A 17,686-nucleotide genomic window follows, 5' to 3' on the forward strand; every position below is an offset into this window, starting at 1 on the left:
CATGAGAACGTTAGACGCCTTAATAGATACGCAAGATCCGGGATGGCCGCTCATTCAGGAGTGGATGGCAGAAGCGAAGAATCGGTATCGGATTTTACCGAAAACTTCGCAGCGAGCCAATCAGGAACTTTTGGATGCACAAGTTACCACCCGTTCAATTATGGGAGCTGTTATCTACGAAACTGGTGGTATTCTTATCAACAAGGGTTGGATCCGAGTTTTGGGTTCAGGCTCTCCGGAACTCGATCGAGGGATCATGTCATGGAATAAAGGTAAAAGTTTCCAAAAGAATGGTGACCAACCCACATTCTTGTTGGTGGCCGATGATGTTGTCGGAGGCTATTTTGCCATCAATGCAGGGGCACTGGGGCCTAATATGGGAACAATCCACTATTTGGCGCCAGACACACTACAATGGGAAAATCTGGAGGTCGGATACTCCGATTTTCTGCATTGGTTGCTGACTGGACCAGTCGACACCTTTTACGAGACCTTCAACTGGAAAAATCGAGATCTTGATCTGGAACGAGTCGATGGAAATCACACCATCTCTTTTGTTCCATTCTTATGGACGAATGAGGGACAAGATCTGGAACAAACAGACAAACGAATCATTCCCGTAGAAGAACATTATGCTCTCACGTTAGAATTACAAAAGCAACTTTTGAAATAATCATTAAAATTAGTAAAAGACTATGAAAACATTCAACTACGCGTCAACGGCCTCTATCAAAGAGAATCTGACCTCAATCATTATTGGTATTGCTCTAATCGCCTTTCCTCTTGTTCATCCTTTCGGTATCCGCATTGGTGCAACGCAGGTCCTCGGTCCCATACCGACGACAATCCTCATGATTATTGCGGGACTCTACATGCTCTATTCCGCCTACCGTAAAATACGTAATGCTCGTGCGCTGTCTGCAAAAGGCGGTACCATCACGGTCGACGACAATCATGTAACCTATCCGGCAATTCGCAAGGGTAACGTCGAAAAAGAGAGTTTCATAATCTCCGAAATTTCGAACCTCGCTTATGACGAGGATGATGGCATTCTGACCGTAACACTCAACGATGGCAAGACGATCAAGTTCGACGTAGACTTCTTCGACAGCCTCGACCAACTCAAGGAGTTCGCCGCACTGCTGCAGAAGTAACAATACGACTCCACGAAAAGACCGCTGTAATCGACGGATTACAGCGGTCTTTTCTTATTGAATACGATTCCCGGATTTATCAATGTAATACCACACTTCACTTTCCCAGTACCAATATTCACCATCGGAGCCGGGGACCTCTTTTCTCTCCCCATTATCCGTAACCTTCGCTTTGCCGCCCTCAAAGGGATAGCCAAAGGCAAAACGGGGACGAATAACGGTTTTGCCTGTCTCGTCAGCGTAACCTATACGCCCTTTCCTGTCCACTATGCGGTATAGTCCTTCACTTACATAATCGTCTCCGTTATCATATTGAAAGATCTCATAATGTTTGCTTGAACCGCAACTGCACAACAAAAGGCCAATACAGATATACCAGATTATTCGTTTCATAATATCTTTATTTCTCCACCCATTCTCGCGTATTCCCAAGCGTAGCATCGTATTGCGACCATTTGCCGCTCTTACGTCCCGCCGTGAATTGCCCGCGGATCGTCAGATAGGGTTCTCCATTTTTCGTCATCTCCACGAGGTACGGGCCATCGAGTTCTCCATCACGGTAGTGCTGCACTTTGGTGCCCAATACGCCGCCACCTGCGTCGAACCGTTCTCTCCATTCACCCTCTTTCTTCCCGTCGACCCATTGCCCTTCGATCAGCACTTCTCCGGAAGTTTGGCTGTAGCGACGTTCGATTCCATGTTCGAGACTCTGACGATATTCTTTTTCCGACTCAACCTTTCCATCGCTGTAATAGGTCGTAACCTTTCCGTCTATTTTACCAGCTTTCATTGGCGTATCCTTACGGTGTACCACTCCGTCCTGATAATACTCAACAAAGGGACCATTACGCATACCATCCACATAATAGCCTTCCTCACGCAAGATGCCATCTCTCATGCGAATGTACGGGCCATTCATAAGCCCCTTATTCAAAGAAACGACCTCCTCGTCAGGTCCGCGTTTTATGCGATAGGTACCGTCAAGTGGTTTCTTCTTTCCTTGTTTGTAATAGACGACACGCTGATAACTGTCCGTCGATGTACTCAGATCACGCCACTCAATGATCTGCTGGGCGGATGCTGTTCCGTAGAGCAACAAGCTGATAATTATTATAAAGACCTTGTTCATACTTTTCTAATCACAAATAATAAACCCCGATAACAAGGTAATAAATTAGACATTCTTGGTTTCGGCCAGTAGCCCTACAGAAGCGCCGCTTGTATTATTCTTCTCAACCATTGAATGTTAGGCAAATATAGGATTTTGCATCGACAGAAACGAAGAATCGGGGAATTATTTTATAATGGAAGGCAACATAGAACATGGTAATGAATAACCCAGGTGTATGCGGAAATTCCACATAACCATCATTACCGAAAAACAGCTGCAAAAAACATATGGCAGCAAGCTCTTTCAGCAGGGTAACCGCAGACTTGATAAATGGTATTCAACAACTTCAATTTATAAGTTTCATGCGGGATAAAGGAAAGTCTTTTCTCTTCCATAAAAGTGTCTGGAGACCGCAGAACAAGCAATCAACTACATGGCGAGAGGCAAACTTGCGTTTTTTTACAGATTTAGACCACAATTCTAATCAGTTTATCCAAATAATGCTTAACTTTACGAACAACCTCAATATGTCTGGTAGCATGAATACAAGAATCCTTCGTTTCACGCTGTTGACGCTGCTGTGCACCATGGCACTTTCCGTGGCTCACGCTGCCTCGACCGTTCAGGGGCGCATCTACCTCAAGAACGGACGCGTCATCGAATGCGGCGAAAAAGACCGCATCGAACTCCCCAAACACGCACAGGACGTCAAACTGCTGCGCCGTGCTTTCTACAAGGACAAAAGCAAGGAGATCTATCGCTACGAGGAGATCGACTCGATCGTCTGCTGGCACGCCACGGCACCTGAACATCCACAGAAGTTTATCCCCGCAGGGAAAGTCGGCTGGCTGTGGGTCTATTTCGAGACGCCTCATATCTGCGTCGGCGTCTTCGCCCAGAAGGGATACGGCGTCGATTCGAACGGCGGCATCGAGGTGCTGGTCAAGTATCGCTATCTGAGCCGTTCGCGCACGGCATACTACCTGCGCAAGGCGGGCGAGGAGGAGTTCTACGACGCCGGATCGGCCAGCCGCCGGGGCAAGGATCGTTTCCGCGAATCGGTAGCCGCCTATGTGGCCGATGATCCCGAACTGGCCACGGAGATTCTCCAGTCAAATTCATCTGACCGCAGCAAGATCATTCTGATGCTTGAGGCGTATCAACCTGCAACTCATTGAAAATTTAGTCACTAACCTGAGATAGTCATGAAACACTTTTTCCTCTATGCACTCGCTGCATTAACCACCATCGGTATGATCTCCCATGCCGAAGCAAAAGACCCTGAAGATGCGGAGTCGGACCACGTGATCGTCACCCTCAAGTCGGGCGAAAAGGTCGACTGCTATGTCCATAGCGGCTGGTACGCCGAGAATTCACGTTTCAAGAAGGAGAACTACTCGTTCAAAGTTACAAAAACGCCCGATAGCAAGGAGCCGATCAAATATACGGCCGACGATGTCGTAAGCATCGACTACGTGGAGACCACGACGGGCCATCCCGACGGCGTGCGCTGGGAGTCGCACCCGCTTGCCAACCCCAACTTAGCCAGCCGCTACCACACCATGCAGATGCTCTTCTGCGTCAACAAAGTGGGCAAAAACGCCACGACCTACTGGTGGAAAATCTGGGTCGCATCGGGACGGAACAACATGGGCCGCTCGCTCCAGACCAACTTCGGCGTCCGCTTCCACAACGACCCTGAGGGGATTGTCTATCCCTACATGCTGGTCAACTCAGTACTGATGAAGGATCGCTATCCGGGGCTTCAGGATTTCTGCAAGAAGTGGTTCAAGGGCCCCGAGGGCAAGGTTCACAAGAAGGAGGCCGAGGAGAACGATGCGTGGATCCTCGACATGTATGACGCCTATCTGGAGCAGATGGGCGACGAAGCAGCCAATCTACCGTATCCAATTTCCGACAAAAAAGCCGGCAAGAAAAAGGCCGACAAAGAGTAAATGTCAAGCCGACACCGGGTTCCGCGACCGGGAACGCCTTCGGGCGCACTCCCGCCTCGCGGAATTCGCTTTTTAAATGCATGCGATGAGCCACACACATCGGATATTTGCCTTATGGAGTACCGCATCCCTTATGCTGATAGGATGCTCAAAATCGGTGCCCGACGAGCCGCCGGCACCGCAAGCCGACCATATTGTGCTGACTGACGGTGAATCTTCACGCGACTTTTCGGCTGAAGGAGGGACGTGGCAGATCGACTTCGATGCCACGGCAGACTGGACCGCCGAGCAGGTCATCCCGATCGCCGTGCAGTGGTATCATTTCACGCCGAGGCTTGGCAAGGCCGGAGCCGGAAGCGTAACCGTCACCGTGCTGCCCAACACTACGGACGAAGCCCGCAGCGCCGAGATCCGCCTTTCGGCCGGGCGGACCGAACAGATTTTGTCCATAACCCAGCAGGCCGGTCATGTCGAACTCACGACCGAGACCGAAGTGCGGGCTTTTCTCGAACGGCTCTATCGCGATACGGACGGTGAAAACTGGCGGTTCAACGCCAACTGGTGCAGCGACAAGCCTATCTCCGGATGGGATGGCGTACGCTACGAAAACGGACTGTTAAGCCTTTGGCTCGGCGAAAAGTACCTCAAGGGGCAAATGGACCTCTCGGGATGTACGGCGCTCGTTGAGCTGCGCTGTGCCAAAAACAGTCTCACGGAAATCGACGTGTCGGGGTGCCCGCTGCTCAGGGAGATCGACTGCACCAGCAACGAGATTACCGAACTGAACGTCTCGGGGTGCTCATCACTCGACAGACTGCTATGCGGATACAACCAGCTGACGCACCTCAACCTCTCGTCCGTCTCCGCGCTGACCTATCTCAAATGCGAGTACAACCGGATTTCGGCAATCGACATCTCAGCATGTCCCTGGATTGCGACGCTGAACGTGGCCGGGAATGACCTCTCGACCCTGGACGTAGCCGGCCGCACGGAATTACGCGACCTCTTCTGCTACGAGAACCGCCTCACGCAGCTCGACCTCTCCGGGTGCGAGTGGCTTTACCTGGTCAACTGCGGAACGAACCTATTGACCGAACTCCATGTCACCGGATGCAGTCGTCTTACGGATCTCTATTGTTACGACAATTGTCTCGAACAACTCGACCTCGAACCGCTCACCGCAATCCTCGAAGGACTCTACTGTCCGGGCAACCGCCTTACGGAACTCGACCTGAAGGATTTCCGGCAACTCACCCAGCTGGATTGCTCGGACAACGCCTTACAAAGGATCGACCTGACGGGCTGTTCAACCCTGCAGGTCTTCGCATGCCCCCGGAACGAACTTCAGGCACTCGACCTCACCACGTGCGAAATGCTCTCCCAGCTGGACTGCACGTCGAACCGGCTGACGGAACTCGACCTGACGAATGCCCCCTCGCTGTGGAAGCTCTATTGCCGGGACAATCCGATTCTGGCGGAGATCCCCGAGGCGTTCGACCGTCTGCAGGTATTCGAGCACGATGCCCGTTACGAATACCGTATCGAGACGGACCCGACGACTGGCGAGGAGCGCACCACAGCTACCGACATGGGCCGCGGTTGGTGGTATCCCGGCGAACCGGAGAAAGGGGCTCACGAACGTTAATGAGCAGTCCCGGATAAATTGACAATATCGGGGAACAGCCGTTCTGTCGGTTGATTCAATCAATAAGAGCTACTTGTGTACAAACTTATAGTCATAATACTGAAAATCGAAATTCTCATCAAGATCCCACGAATGCCCGTACAGTTGGAGATAGGTGTTGTCGGCACCCGGCAAGACCTCTACAAGACCATACTCTGCCAGTAGGGCACGTAACTTCGGAAGCGTAAGTGTTGGAAGCATCCGGTCAATAGCAGCGGAGAGGACGGCTTGTTGCTGATCGTCGATCTGCAAATGAACCGTGGTAATGCTTGGAGGCACAACCACCTTCGCCGATTCGAATTTCAGCTTATCTTTCGGATGCTCCTCAAAATACGTTTCAATCCGAGCCAATTGCTCTTTGGATACCGGAGAACATAACGACACATCACAAGAGTCGAACGCGATACCGAACTTGAAGGTCGAACCGAATGCTTTCTGCAAGACCGCATAGTATCCCTGCCAGTCCCCCTTGTGAACCGATCCCACTTCGAAGGGCGAAAACTTTGGATGCAGTTCTTTGACCATCCAATAACCCGTTCTGTATTGAGTAACCCAATCTCCGACCTTAATGTTTCCCATAACGTCTGTCAATCTAAAATTTCTACAAAAATAACATTCCGGAACGTTTCCCGGCGCGAGACAGGATTTCCGCCACCAATCACTTACTCGGCCTGTGCCGGGTAAGTAGTTTGCCCGAACTATGACACTATTCCGGTTGTCTACATGGACGGTGTAACGAGCGGATAAATTACGTTCACGGCAACCACTAATGCCGCAATAACTGTCCAATAGATCACTATCGCCCATTTCCAGTAACGGGGCCGTTCCCGAAGTTCCTGACGGACTTCCTTGCATATTTTCTTATCGTCAAAAAATCCCAAAGGGATGGCCGACAGCAGCACCGCCAGACCCACCAGACCGTAGATGACAATCTTTTGCGGCACATTTACCAGATGTACATACCCGTCATACTCCCTTGCCGCCAGGAAAGTGCCGGCTAACAGGAAAAATTCCGGGAGGATACTCAGGAAGTAGATTCCGGTTGCTAATGCCTTGTGCTTCCTCTTATTGTTCCATTCCGTGAAGTGCGCATAGGGAATTTTATGCAACATCACCAGTACGCGGAAAGAACGGCTGAATATGTTCGTTTCTTCTGTCATTTGAGTATTTCAGTTATCCATTTCGGTATGGTTGCTAATAAAACCATTTCGGGAATACCCAGCAAATAGAGGGAGAAAAAGAACAGGTTACGCCGGAAGGGACTGAACTTGCAGCCCGCATAATGCTGCATAACCGCTTTCCGTCGGGAAGGCGGGTATATTTTGCCGAACAGACGTTCTGTCATGAAGACAGAAATGGAAAACACGATTACAAGAATGGCTCCAAACACCTCGAATGCCAAGTCATGAAGGAAATAACCGGCTATGGTCAGAACCGGTATGAATATAAAAAATACGATACAGGCCCACAGCATATCACTTCCTCGGGGTTGTTTGAAATTGACCTTGTGATAATTCTCCCATGTTATTTCTCCCAACCAGAACAGATAGTCGAAGAAATAGTAACGACGTTGCCGTTCTTGCTCATTATATTCCTGCTTTTTCATTCAAATGTATATCGTATGAATTATGTTCAGTAGCCAACCAAGAATCTTTTCAAGAAAGTTGAGCCGCTCGTTATGCATTTATTCTTCGCCATTTATGAAGAAATATTTTTGTAATTTGCTGTGTTGAGGATGTTTACTGCCGATGAAACCGTTTTTTCTCCATTCAGACACCTCGCTTTAATGGATTCGAACTTATTCAGTACGCACGAAAAGATAAAGGACGAGTGCAAGCATCACAACAAGGAATACTCCAAGTACCAGACGATAGGTTTTCGGGCCCAATAGATCCAACAAGAAATTACCCCTGTAACTACCTGGTCGTGAATAGGTCCATTTCCAACCACAGATAACACCAATGAGCCAGAATAGCAACACGGCAGCGGCTATCAGATAGCCATAGTGAGGATTCTCGGGCATAATACCCGAGAGCAACTCATTCGGGTAATTTGATGTCTGGCTCATATCAATTTGAGTTTGGTCTTCTCAAAAATAGTAAAATTCCAACTCAGATTCTTACATTACACATCCAAAAGACGGATATAGTAATTTTATCAGTTTTGCTTTGTCTTCATAAATCAAGCAGGACTGGAAAACAAACGATAGCCGCCAGACCCCATCAAAAACAGCGCACCGGTTTGCGCCCCAGTTCCAGCCCGCAGAGGACGTCGAGCGAGCTGGGGCAGCCGTCCGAGCGGAGGGCGTAAACACTCTCCTCAGCCATCGCAGCAATAGTATAGTTGCGGGTCTGGGCGGTCTGCTAACCGGTGCGGCGGGCGTTGCGGACGGCAAAGATCAGGATGCGCTGCTCGGCTAGGGCCTCTTCGACAGCGGGAGGGTAGCGACGGTAGAGAGCTCGTCCCAAGGCCCAGATTACCGGGTGGCGGGCTTTCAGCAGGAGTTCAAAGACGGATTTTTCGAGCGGCGACTGGAAACCGCTGATTACGACGCGATCGGTTGCGCAACACGCCTTGGCCCAGCGCATGGCCTGCTCCTCGACGGCCGGAGAGACGACGCGCGAGGCAAAGAAGGCGACCTTCCGACGATCGAGCAGGGCGGGATTTCCGGTGTAATCGTAATCGAAAGCCATAAAAAACGTGGGTTGCCGCATTGACTTACCACGCATTCAGGCCTTCGCTGCCCCCAACAGAAATAAGCAACACGGACAGCCCACGCGAAACGTGTATCGTGCACATAGCAAGCCAAAGGCCTGCGGGCACAATACATGCGTCCACGAGGCGTCCAGTTACATCTCTTTCTATTGGTCAAAGTTGCGAAGTTTGAATGCGAAAGAAAACGTAACGAAACGTTCGTAAATATGTCCGGCTCCGTCCGCAGAGGCACGGAACCAATTACAAAAATAGGAAATTAAATCGGAAAACTGCCAACGGCTGCCGATTTTTGCGGTGAAATCTCATTGACTTGTGAGTCATGGAGGCTCTTTTTTCAGTCTGATATAATCCTTCCGGGAGTTTGGTATTGATTGAGTTCCGGTCGAAAAACGACCTTGGCATAAAGATGTGCTGATTCTGGGACGGAACCGTTGAAGATCGACTTAATGAAGGGGTGCGAGTATCAGAATCAGCGTGTAAATTTGGCGGAAACAGAAATACATCTTATTTTTGCATTCGAGATGCGTTCTTTCCAGCTATGCAGAATCGAGTGATTCAAAGAATGTCGCTCGTCTCCAAATCGTTAGTTCTCAACCGGCTGACTTCTGTAAATATCTATCATTCAGCAAGTACTTCTGATGCCAATGCCTTGCGCAATGCGTAGTCAGATGCTTGGGAATCTGGCAGATATCTGCTATCTCCTTTAGGTAGGCGTTCATCTTCGTATTCGACGGGACAGGCAGCAGCTTGCCCCGCGCCCGACAGTTGGCATCGTCGCGGTACTTCTCCAGCAGGGCCGCTGCCTGCGGAAGTACCGGAACACGGCTCATCACCGCAGTCTTCTCCCGCGGTTTATGGATCCACAGTTGTCCCTCCTCGTCCGTTGTGAAGTGTTCCCGCCGCAGGTGGTCGACATCCGTGAAGGCCAATCCCGTCAGCGCGCAGAAGCAGAAGACGTCCCGAATCCGGTCCAGACGCTCGTTGGGCATCGGCCGCTTCAACAGCAGATCCAGTTCCGCCTTCGTCAGCGGCACCTTGACATTCGTCTTGTCGATCTTCATCTTGTAGTAGCGAAAAGGATTCTTCTCGATCCATTCGTTGCGGATGGCATAGAGCAGAAAGTTTTTCAAACAGCAGAGCAGATTGACCGCTCCGTTGTTGTGGCAGTTGCAGGCCGTCTGCATGTAGGTATTCAATCCATCGACGTAGGCATAATCGACCGCCTCCAGCGGAAGGTCCTCCTTGCCGTACATCTGCCGGATATATTCGGTCATGTAGCGCAGCAGGCGGTGGTACTTGTTGGCCGTGAGCTGCGTGATGCGGGTGCCGACCTCCTGCTGGCGTTTCTCGCAGTATTTGCCGAACTCCGCCAGCACCATCCTACTCGATGAGGCGGAGCCCAGCAGCTGTTTGACGGCAAAGCAGGTCGGTGTCCTGTTCTCCTGGATCAGCCGATCGTAGGCGGCAAGGATCGAGGCCCGGTAGCTGGCGATGATGCGGTTGATCTGCTGGTCGACCTCATCCTTGTAGAGCGAGCGTTCGAGGCGCTGGTTCCAACGTTTGGGCTCGATCTGGCACTGCGTGTAGACTTCGGTCGACTGGCCGGTCGTGGTGATGCGGGCATAGATCGGGGCCTTGCCCTTTTTCGTGATTTTGGTCTTCTTGCAGAAGAAGACGACGCTGAAGGTGGTTCGTGGCAACATGGCTGTTTGGTTTTTGAGTAAATAAAACGTCTTCAGCACCGGAATGTTGCAGAGTAAAATAATGCAAATCAGCGAAATAGAGCTAAATCGTGACCTGTTTTCGGTCCGAGCAAAAAAGGTCACGATGAAGGCGTGAAATACTTGCTGCCTTTTGCGTCAACAGGAGTAGGGAAATACAAGAAAAAGCCTCGTATATCGCTGATATACAAGGCTTTTTGCTTTCTATCGGGGTTTCTTTCTGCCCCCTCTGGAGCGGAAAACGGGACTCGGACCCGCGACCTCAACCTTGGCAAGGTTGCGCTCTACCAACTGAGCTATTTCCGCATTGCATGATGGCTTATTGCGAGTGCAAAGATAGCTAAAAATTCTGAATCTCCAAATTTTTCCTCCTTATTCTGAAATTTTTTTACAATCCCCGACCCGAAAACCATCCCCAAACATCCGTCCAAACCGTAAATCCTTCTCCACGGACCGACCATTCGTCCATACTCCGAGCCCTTTCGTCGAAAGAATCGCGCGATTCGTCTATTTAAATTGTGCGCACAGGAAGTCTTGCGTAGCTTTGCAGCAAAGAAAAAATCAATGAAACGAATCGTACTGACATATTGCACCGTATTGCTGGGGATTCTCGCAGCTGCGGCTCAAACCGAGGCTCCGGCCGGGACCCGAACGCCAGAAGCGGCCCCGATGTCCCGGCAGGTTCCGGAAATTCCGGGAAATCAAACACCCGGAACAGCCCCGACACCCGGGGAGATCGCCGATAGGACCCGGGACACCGCAACCCTCGCAAAGACCTGGACACTGAACGAATGCCTGCGGTATGCGCTGGAGAACAATATCCAACTGCGCCAGAGCCGCAACGACTACCTCTCGGGACTCGAAGACACGAAAGAGGCCAAAGCGGCGATGCTGCCGTCGCTGACCGCCTCAACGACCCAGGGATTCACGAACTACCCCTCGACGAACGTCTCCGACCGCAACACCTACACCGGGACCTACGGCATCGACGCCGGGCTGACCCTCTACGAGGGCGGCAAACTCCGCACGGCGGTCAAACAGCAGCAGGTGCAGAACCGGATCGACAAACTGTCGGTCGCAGAGGCCGAAAACGACATCCGCATCGCCATCGTACAGGCCTACATGCAGGCACTCTATGCCGCGGAAGCCGTGACGGTTGCCGACAATACGGCCGCAGTATCCCGGGCGCAGCGCGACCGTGCCGCGGAGTTGTGGAAAGCCGGCTCGATCAGCCGGGTCGATCTCGCGCAGCTCGAAAGCCAACTCGCGAGCGATCTCTACCAGGCCACCACGGCCCGGACGTCGCTCGACAACTACCGGCTCCAGCTCAAACAGCTGCTGGAGCTCGACATAACGGAGGAGATGAACCTTGCCACGCCTGTCATCCAAGAGAGTGAGGTGTTGTCAGCCCTTCCTGCCAAAGCCGCAATCTATGCAACGGCACTGGAGGCCATGCCCGAGATCAAGCGGGGCGAACTGGCCGTAGAATCGACGGAACTGGGCATCCGACAGGCTCAGGCAGGGTTCTATCCCTCCGTTTCCCTGACCGCCGGGATCGGAACGGGACACATGTCCAACGGCGGATACGAAAGCGGCAGCCAGATCTGGAACCGCTTCAACGAGAATGTGGGACTTACGCTGAGCGTCCCGATCTTCTCCAATCGCCGCAACCGCACGGCGGTGAACAAGGCGCGGCTCGAAGCCGAGAACAGCCGCCTTACGTGGCAGGATCTGCAGAAAACGCTGCTGCAGGAGGTGGAGTCGGCCTATCTGGATGCCCTGTCAGCGCAGGCGCAGTACCGGGCCGCGGCGGAGAAGGAGCGTTATGCCCGGGAGAGTTTCGACCTCACGCAGGAGCAGTTCAACATCGGGGCGAAGAACACCGTCGAACTGATCACGGCCCAGAACGAATGGTCGTCGGCACGGCAGGAGGTGCTGCAGGCGAAATACATGGCGCTGCTGAACATCGAGCTGCTGAACATCTACCAGGGGCGCGACACGACTACGATCAACTAAAATCTGAAACATAAGATGAAACGGAAGAAAATCCTGATCACGGCGGCGGTCGTCGTGGCAGCCGCAGGATTGTGGCTGCTGCTGCGGCCCGCGAAGGAGGCGGAGATCACGCTGGAGACCACACCGACGAGCCGCATCACGATCCGCAATTCGGTGACGGCGACCGGGACCGTGGAACCCGTCACGGAGGTCGAGGTCGGTACGCAGGTCTCGGGGATCATCGACAAGCTCTACGTCGACTACAACGACGTGGTGAAGGCCGGGCAGCTGATTGCCGAGATGGACAAGGTGACGCTCCAGGCCGAACTGGAGTCGGCGCAGGCCGAGCTGGCGAACTGCAAGGCCGAATACGACTATCAGTCGAAGAACTACGCACGGACCAAGTCGCTCTACGAAAAGGAGCTGGTCAGCGACCAGGAGTACGACGATGCCGTCTACCTTTACGAGAAGTCGCGGGCTGCCTACGACCAGGCGCAGGCGGCGATGGTCAAGGTCGAGCGCAACCTGGGCTATGCGACCATCACGTCGCCGATCGACGGCGTGGTGATCAGCCGGGCCGTGGAGGAGGGCCAGACCGTGGCGGCGGGATTCGAGACCCCGACGCTCTTCACCATCGCCAACGACCTGACGCAGATGCAGGTCGTTGCGGACGTCGACGAGGCCGACATCGGGCAGGTGGCCGACGGACAGCGCGTGGAGTTCACCGTGGATGCCTATCCGGACGACACGTTCGAGGGGACGGTGGAGCAGGTGCGGCTCGAAGCCACGACCGAATCGAGTGTCGTGACCTACGAGGTGGTCATCACGGCCTACAATCCCGAATTGAAGCTCAAACCGGGCCTGACGGCCAACGTGACGATCTTCACGCTGGAGAAAGACAACGCACAGGCTATTCCGACCAAGGCGCTGCGGTTCGTACCCGATGCGGAGCTGCTGGGTGAGCTGGAGTTGACGCTCGCACCGTCGGCCGCAACCCAGGCGGGCAAACGCGAGGTATGGGTCTTGCACGGCCGGGAGTTGCAGCCGCGCCTCGTCACGACGGGAGCCACGAGCGGCGATCTGACCGAGATCATCGAAGGGCTCTCCGACAGCGATACGGTAGCCGTGGGGCTGACCGCCGCGAGCAGCGAGCCGCAGGCCGCCACGATGGAACGCAGTCCCTTCATGCCGTCGCCTCCGGGCGGAAACGACAAAAAGAAGTAGGCCATGGAGCGGGAAGTGATCCGGCTGGAGAATATCCGGCGTGATTTCCGGGTCGGCGACGAGACGGTCCATGCCCTGCGCGGGGTGTCGTTCACGATCCACGAAGGGGAGTTCGTGACGATCATGGGGACGTCCGGCTCCGGGAAATCGACCCTTCTGAACACCCTGGGATGCCTCGACACACCGACAGCGGGGGAGTATTACCTCGACGGCGTTTCGGTGCGCACGATGGACAAGAACCAGCGGGCGACGCTGCGCAACCGCAAGATCGGCTTCGTCTTCCAGAACTACAACCTGCTGCCGAAGACCACGGCCATCGAGAACGTCGAGCTGCCGTTGATGTACAATCCGCAGTGCACGGCCTCGGAGCGGCGGCGCCGGGCCATCGAGGCACTGGAGGCCGTAGGTCTGGGCGACCGCCTGCTGCACAGGAGCAACCAGATGTCCGGAGGTCAGATGCAGCGCGTGGCCATCGCCCGGGCGCTGGTCAACGACCCGGCGGTGATCCTCGCGGACGAGGCTACGGGCAATCTCGACACGCGGACGAGCTTCGAGGTGCTGGTCCTCTTCCAGCAACTCCATGCCGCGGGGCGCACGATCATCTTCGTGACGCACAACCCCGAGATCGCACAGTACAGCAGCCGCAACATCACGCTGCGTGACGGACACATCACGGGCGATACGCGCAACGAACACATTTTGAGTGCGGCCGAGGCGTTGTCTCGGCTGCCCCGACAGGAGGATTAGACCATGAATTTCGCAAACCTTTTCAAGATTGCCGTCAAGGCGCTGAGCAACAACAAGCTGCGTGGATTCCTGACAATGCTGGGCATCATCATCGGCGTGGCGTCGGTCATCACGATGCTGGCCATCGGACAGGGTTCGAAGCGCAGCATCCAGGCCGAAATCAGCGAGATGGGTTCGAACATGATCATGATCCACCCGGGCGGCGACCGCCGGGGCGGCGTTCAGCTGAGCGCCGACGACATGGAGTCGCTCAAACTGCAGGACCTCGAAGACATCCAGACCAAGACGCGCTACGTGACCTACGTCTCGCCGTCGGTCAACAGCGCCGGACAGGCCATTTACGGGGCCAACAACACCCCGACGACGGTCTACGGCGTGAATCTCGACTACCTGGAGATCCGCCGCTACCGGGTCGACGACGGCGACACCTTCAGCGAACAGGACATCAAGACCGCGGCCAAGGTCTGCCTCATCGGGAAGAGTGTTGTCGACGAACTCTTCCCCGACGGCGAGAAACCCGTCGGGAAGGTGATCCGTTTCGGGACGATTCCGTTCCGCATCGTGGGGGTGCTCGAAAGCAAGGGCTACAACAGCATGGGCATGGACCAGGACGACCTGATCATCGCCCCCTACACGACGGTCCAGAAGCGCATCCTGGCCATTACCCACCTGCAGGAGATCGTCTGCTCGGCGCTGACCGAGGCCTACACCGACCAGGCCATCGACGAGATTACGGCGATCCTGCGCGAGAACCACCGGCTCAAGGAGTCCGATGACGACGATTTCTCGATCCGTTCGCAGCAGGAGATGGCCTCGATGCTGACCTCGACGACCGACATGATGACCGTGCTGCTGGCTGCCGTGGCGGGGATTTCGCTGCTCGTGGGCGGCATCGGGATCATGAACATCATGTACGTCTCGGTAACCGAACGGACACGTGAAATAGGCCTGCGCATGTCGATCGGCGCCAAGGGGATCGACATCCTGGCACAGTTCCTCATCGAGTCGATCCTGATCAGCGTCACGGGCGGCGTGATCGGGGTGCTGGTCGGGGTCGGAGCGGCCATTGCGGTGAACGTCTTCGCGGCCTTCCCGATCTACATCCAGCCGTGGAGTGTCTTCCTGTCGTTTGCGGTCTGCACCCTGACGGGGGTTTTCTTCGGATGGTATCCGGCACAGAAAGCCGCGATGCTCGACCCCATCGAAGCCATCCGCTACGAATGAAAGGGGAGGGGCTTTGGGGGGTCGGCGAAAAGCCCCGCACAAACCGGCCGGCACGATGAAAAAAGCCGGAGGCCACCAACGCAAAAACCTCCCTAACAAAAAGGGATTCCGCGTTTCGACCCCATATTTTTTATATCTTTGCAGTATGACCGCATCGCAATCGAAACATACAAGCTGGCTGATTCATGTCACGGTATGGGCAGTAATCTTCGGAATGCCGCTCTTTGTCATCAACCCGGACCGACCGCTGATGACGTGGTCCCAGTACCTCCATTTTCTGATTGTCCCGATCTCCTTCATGGTGGTCTTCTACACCAACTATTTCCGGCTCATCGACCGTTATCTCACCACCCGACGATTCGGACGTTTCACGGGTTACAACCTCCTGCTGATCGGAACCGTCATGCTCAGCGTACACGTGATCTTCAGATATATCCTGCCGCCCAACACCACTCATCCACCCATGGAGCGCCCGGTGCAGGATACCGTGCGCTTCTTCTCCAGCAACGCCTTGCTCTACCTGCTGGTGACGGGAGTCAGTGTAGCCATCCGAATGACGAGCGGCTGGTACCGCGCCGAAGCGGCCCGCCAGGAGCTCGAACACAACCGCACACAGGCCGAACTGCAGAATCTCAAAAGCCAGTTGAACCCCCATTTTCTGTTCAATACGCTCAACAACATCTACTCGCTCATCCAGCTCGACACCGAGCGTGCCCAACAGGCGGTCCACGACCTGAGCCGCATGTTGCGTTATGTGCTCTACGAGAGCAGCCGACCCGAAGTCCCGCTCGCGGCGGAAATCCGTTTCCTGAGCGACTACATCGAACTGATGCGCATTCGCCAGCCGCGCCACGTGCAGGTTTTCGTGACGCTGCCCGACGCTCCGTCGCAACGGCCCATCGCACCGCTGCTGTTCATCTCGCTGGTGGAGAACGCCTTCAAGCACGGGGTCGACAACGACCGGCCCTCCTGCGTGAGCATCGACATCCACGAAACCGACGAGCAGCTGGTCTGCCGGATCAGGAACAGCTACTTCCCCAAATCGGCCGACTCGGACCGAAGCGGTTCGGGCATCGGGCTTTCGAACCTCACCCGACGCCTGGAGATGATCTATCCCGGGCGCTACATCTTCGAACATGGACAAAGCGGAGACTCCTATACGGCGCTGCTCTGCATCAAACTTACCGACGCATGAAACTACGCTGCCTGGTAATCGACGACGAGCCGCTGGCCGTGGAATTGATGGAAGGATACGTGCGCAAGACGCCGTTTCTGGAGTTGGCGGGTTCCTATGAGAGCGGCACGGCGGCCTTTACGGCGCTGCGCGAACACCCGGTGGACCTGCTTTTCTGCGACATCCAGATGCCGGGACTGAACGGCATGGAACTCTCGCGGATGCTCCCCGAGGCGACGCGGGTGATCTTCACCACGGCCTTCAGCCAGTATGCCGTCGAGGGGTTCCGGGTCCAGGCGGTGGATTACCTGCTCAAGCCGATCAGCTACACGGACTTCCTCTCGGCGGCGAACAAGGCGCTCCAGTGGTTCGAACTCAAGCGCCGGGCCGTGGAGGCCGGGCGCACGACCGCCCCCCCGAAAGGGGATGAACGGAAGCCGGGCAAGGCGCCCCGGAGCATCTTCGTGAAGACGGAATACCGCCTGCAGCAGATCGATCTGGAGCGCATTCTCTACATCGAGGGGTTGAAGGACTACGTGAAGATCCACGTCGAGGGCGAAGCGCACCCGGTCGTGTCGCTGTTGAGCCTCAAGGCCCTGGAGGAGCAGTTGCCGACCGACCGTTTCATCCGGGTGCACCGCTCCTACATCGTGCAGCCGTCGAAGATCCACACGATCGAACGCAACCGGATTGTTTTCGGGTCGGAGCGCATTCCCGTTTCGGAGAACTGCCGGCAGCCCTTCTACGATTTTCTGGCACGCCACGCGCTGCTTCCGGCGGGCTTTTCGGACAAGGAGTAGGGTGGCCGCATCCGGAGCCATGGCCGCACCGTGACCGAGCGTGATCGGAAGCGATGATCGGAAAAAAGAGCGGAAAACCGGAAATTTTTTGCCCGAACCCATCATATTCGGCCGAAAAATCCGTTTCTTATAGAAAAATTAGTACTTTTGTACCCCGAACCGGAAACATACCAGGCAAACAT

Annotated in this window: 19 protein-coding genes and 1 tRNA gene; 11 read left to right on the forward strand and 9 right to left on the reverse strand. The window is 54.5% G+C overall.

The window, feature by feature from the left end:
- Position 1 precedes the first annotated feature (1 nt).
- A complete protein-coding gene (locus ABGT65_RS13115; protein ID WP_141418269.1) occupies positions 2–673 on the forward strand; it encodes a DUF2625 domain-containing protein in 672 nt (223 codons plus the stop codon).
- Positions 674–851: 178 nt separating this feature from the next.
- A complete protein-coding gene (locus ABGT65_RS13120) occupies positions 852–1,154 on the forward strand; it encodes a hypothetical protein (protein WP_346702778.1) in 303 nt (100 codons plus the stop codon).
- Between the two features lie 54 nt (positions 1,155–1,208).
- On the opposite strand, the gene ABGT65_RS13125 is transcribed toward ABGT65_RS13120, so the two are convergent.
- Together ABGT65_RS13125 and ABGT65_RS13130 are read right to left on the reverse strand one after the other, a co-directional pair.
- Complete coding sequence (locus ABGT65_RS13125) at positions 1,209–1,547, reverse strand: WG repeat-containing protein (RefSeq protein WP_346702780.1); 339 nt, start codon at positions 1,545–1,547, stop codon at positions 1,209–1,211.
- 7 nt (positions 1,548–1,554) lie between these two features.
- Positions 1,555–2,283, reverse strand: coding sequence for a hypothetical protein (locus ABGT65_RS13130; protein ID WP_346702781.1), 729 nt, complete (start codon positions 2,281–2,283; stop codon positions 1,555–1,557).
- 521 nt (positions 2,284–2,804) lie between these two features.
- Here ABGT65_RS13130 and ABGT65_RS13135 point away from each other — a divergent pair.
- From ABGT65_RS13135 to ABGT65_RS13145, 3 genes are all read left to right on the forward strand, one after another.
- Positions 2,805–3,443, forward strand: coding sequence for a hypothetical protein (locus ABGT65_RS13135; RefSeq protein ID WP_346702783.1), 639 nt, complete (start codon positions 2,805–2,807; stop codon positions 3,441–3,443).
- A gap of 27 nt (positions 3,444–3,470) precedes the next feature.
- Positions 3,471–4,220: a hypothetical protein gene (locus ABGT65_RS13140; RefSeq protein ID WP_346702784.1), complete on the forward strand. Its 750-nt coding sequence runs from the start codon at positions 3,471–3,473 to the stop codon at positions 4,218–4,220.
- A 133-nt stretch (positions 4,221–4,353) separates the two neighbouring features.
- Entirely contained in the window at positions 4,354–5,865 is a 1,512-nt protein-coding gene (locus ABGT65_RS13145) for a BACON domain-containing protein (protein ID WP_346702786.1), read from the forward strand.
- A 69-nt stretch (positions 5,866–5,934) separates the two neighbouring features.
- Here the strand turns inward: ABGT65_RS13145 and ABGT65_RS13150 are convergent, their stop codons facing one another.
- From ABGT65_RS13150 to ABGT65_RS13180, 7 genes are all read right to left on the reverse strand, one after another.
- Positions 5,935–6,429: a hypothetical protein gene (locus ABGT65_RS13150; RefSeq protein WP_295879733.1), complete on the reverse strand. Its 495-nt coding sequence runs from the start codon at positions 6,427–6,429 to the stop codon at positions 5,935–5,937.
- Positions 6,430–6,623: 194 nt separating this feature from the next.
- Entirely contained in the window at positions 6,624–7,064 is a 441-nt protein-coding gene (locus ABGT65_RS13155) for a hypothetical protein (RefSeq protein ID WP_232044758.1), read from the reverse strand.
- Complete coding sequence (locus ABGT65_RS13160) at positions 7,061–7,510, reverse strand: hypothetical protein (RefSeq protein ID WP_141418264.1); 450 nt, start codon at positions 7,508–7,510, stop codon at positions 7,061–7,063. Before ABGT65_RS13160 ends, ABGT65_RS13155 begins: the two co-directional genes overlap by 4 nt.
- Positions 7,511–7,702: 192 nt before the next feature.
- The gene (locus tag ABGT65_RS13165; RefSeq protein ID WP_122120575.1) at positions 7,703–7,972 is read right to left on the reverse strand and encodes an immunity 17 family protein; all 270 of its coding nucleotides are present in this window, start codon (positions 7,970–7,972) and stop codon (positions 7,703–7,705) included.
- A 295-nt stretch (positions 7,973–8,267) separates the two neighbouring features.
- Positions 8,268–8,597, reverse strand: coding sequence for a hypothetical protein (locus ABGT65_RS13170; RefSeq protein ID WP_346702788.1), 330 nt, complete (start codon positions 8,595–8,597; stop codon positions 8,268–8,270).
- Positions 8,598–9,209: 612 nt separating this feature from the next.
- Positions 9,210–10,322 carry a site-specific integrase gene (locus tag ABGT65_RS13175; RefSeq protein WP_346702790.1) on the reverse strand — a complete coding sequence of 371 codons (1,113 nt, stop codon included), beginning with the start codon at positions 10,320–10,322 and terminating at the stop codon, positions 9,210–9,212.
- 248 nt (positions 10,323–10,570) lie between these two features.
- Positions 10,571–10,646 (reverse strand) — tRNA-Gly (locus ABGT65_RS13180).
- A gap of 258 nt (positions 10,647–10,904) precedes the next feature.
- On the opposite strand from ABGT65_RS13180, the gene ABGT65_RS13185 reads away from it, so the two are divergent.
- The 6 genes from ABGT65_RS13185 (at position 10,905) to ABGT65_RS13210 (ending at position 17,504) form a co-directional block, all read left to right on the forward strand.
- Entirely contained in the window at positions 10,905–12,356 is a 1,452-nt protein-coding gene (locus ABGT65_RS13185; protein ID WP_346702792.1) for a TolC family protein, read from the forward strand.
- 15 nt (positions 12,357–12,371) lie between these two features.
- Positions 12,372–13,559, forward strand: a complete 1,188-nt coding sequence (locus ABGT65_RS13190; protein WP_346702794.1) for an efflux RND transporter periplasmic adaptor subunit — start codon at positions 12,372–12,374, stop codon at positions 13,557–13,559.
- A gap of 3 nt (positions 13,560–13,562) precedes the next feature.
- On the forward strand, positions 13,563–14,306 hold the full coding sequence (locus ABGT65_RS13195; RefSeq protein ID WP_346702795.1) for an ABC transporter ATP-binding protein: 744 nt from the start codon (positions 13,563–13,565) through the stop codon (positions 14,304–14,306).
- Positions 14,307–14,309: 3 nt separating this feature from the next.
- A complete protein-coding gene (locus tag ABGT65_RS13200; protein ID WP_346702797.1) occupies positions 14,310–15,530 on the forward strand; it encodes an ABC transporter permease in 1,221 nt (406 codons plus the stop codon).
- Between the two features lie 145 nt (positions 15,531–15,675).
- Positions 15,676–16,725, forward strand: a complete 1,050-nt coding sequence (locus ABGT65_RS13205) for a histidine kinase (RefSeq protein WP_346702799.1) — start codon at positions 15,676–15,678, stop codon at positions 16,723–16,725.
- Positions 16,722–17,504 carry a LytTR family DNA-binding domain-containing protein gene (locus tag ABGT65_RS13210; RefSeq protein ID WP_346702801.1) on the forward strand — a complete coding sequence of 261 codons (783 nt, stop codon included), beginning with the start codon at positions 16,722–16,724 and terminating at the stop codon, positions 17,502–17,504. The genes ABGT65_RS13205 and ABGT65_RS13210 overlap by 4 nt, the downstream gene beginning before the upstream one ends.
- The last annotated feature ends 182 nt before the right edge of the window (positions 17,505–17,686 follow it).

The sequence above is a fragment of the uncultured Alistipes sp. genome (assembly GCF_963931675.1).
Taxonomy (GTDB): Bacteria; Bacteroidota; Bacteroidia; order Bacteroidales; family Rikenellaceae; genus Alistipes.

Bases quoted from the DNA above. Each gene is read 5' to 3' on its own strand.
- ABGT65_RS13115 (WP_141418269.1), top strand. From the start codon at position 2: ATGAGAACGTTAGACGCCTTAATAGATACGCAAGATCCGGGATGGCCG.
- ABGT65_RS13120 (WP_346702778.1), top strand. From the start codon at position 852: ATGATTATTGCGGGACTCTACATGCTCTATTCCGCCTACCGTAAAATA.
- ABGT65_RS13125 (WP_346702780.1), bottom strand. From the start codon at position 1,547: ATGAAACGAATAATCTGGTATATCTGTATTGGCCTTTTGTTGTGCAGT.
- ABGT65_RS13130 (WP_346702781.1), bottom strand. From the start codon at position 2,283: ATGAACAAGGTCTTTATAATAATTATCAGCTTGTTGCTCTACGGAACA.
- ABGT65_RS13135 (WP_346702783.1), top strand. From the start codon at position 2,805: ATGAATACAAGAATCCTTCGTTTCACGCTGTTGACGCTGCTGTGCACC.
- ABGT65_RS13140 (WP_346702784.1), top strand. From the start codon at position 3,471: ATGAAACACTTTTTCCTCTATGCACTCGCTGCATTAACCACCATCGGT.
- ABGT65_RS13145 (WP_346702786.1), top strand. From the start codon at position 4,354: ATGCTGATAGGATGCTCAAAATCGGTGCCCGACGAGCCGCCGGCACCG.
- ABGT65_RS13150 (WP_295879733.1), bottom strand. From the start codon at position 6,429: ATGGTCAAAGAACTGCATCCAAAGTTTTCGCCCTTCGAAGTGGGATCG.
- ABGT65_RS13155 (WP_232044758.1), bottom strand. From the start codon at position 7,064: ATGACAGAAGAAACGAACATATTCAGCCGTTCTTTCCGCGTACTGGTG.
- ABGT65_RS13160 (WP_141418264.1), bottom strand. From the start codon at position 7,510: ATGAAAAAGCAGGAATATAATGAGCAAGAACGGCAACGTCGTTACTAT.
- ABGT65_RS13165 (WP_122120575.1), bottom strand. From the start codon at position 7,972: ATGAGCCAGACATCAAATTACCCGAATGAGTTGCTCTCGGGTATTATG.
- ABGT65_RS13170 (WP_346702788.1), bottom strand. From the start codon at position 8,597: ATGGCTTTCGATTACGATTACACCGGAAATCCCGCCCTGCTCGATCGT.
- ABGT65_RS13175 (WP_346702790.1), bottom strand. From the start codon at position 10,322: ATGTTGCCACGAACCACCTTCAGCGTCGTCTTCTTCTGCAAGAAGACC.
- ABGT65_RS13185 (WP_346702792.1), top strand. From the start codon at position 10,905: ATGAAACGAATCGTACTGACATATTGCACCGTATTGCTGGGGATTCTC.
- ABGT65_RS13190 (WP_346702794.1), top strand. From the start codon at position 12,372: ATGAAACGGAAGAAAATCCTGATCACGGCGGCGGTCGTCGTGGCAGCC.
- ABGT65_RS13195 (WP_346702795.1), top strand. From the start codon at position 13,563: ATGGAGCGGGAAGTGATCCGGCTGGAGAATATCCGGCGTGATTTCCGG.
- ABGT65_RS13200 (WP_346702797.1), top strand. From the start codon at position 14,310: ATGAATTTCGCAAACCTTTTCAAGATTGCCGTCAAGGCGCTGAGCAAC.
- ABGT65_RS13205 (WP_346702799.1), top strand. From the start codon at position 15,676: ATGACCGCATCGCAATCGAAACATACAAGCTGGCTGATTCATGTCACG.
- ABGT65_RS13210 (WP_346702801.1), top strand. From the start codon at position 16,722: ATGAAACTACGCTGCCTGGTAATCGACGACGAGCCGCTGGCCGTGGAA.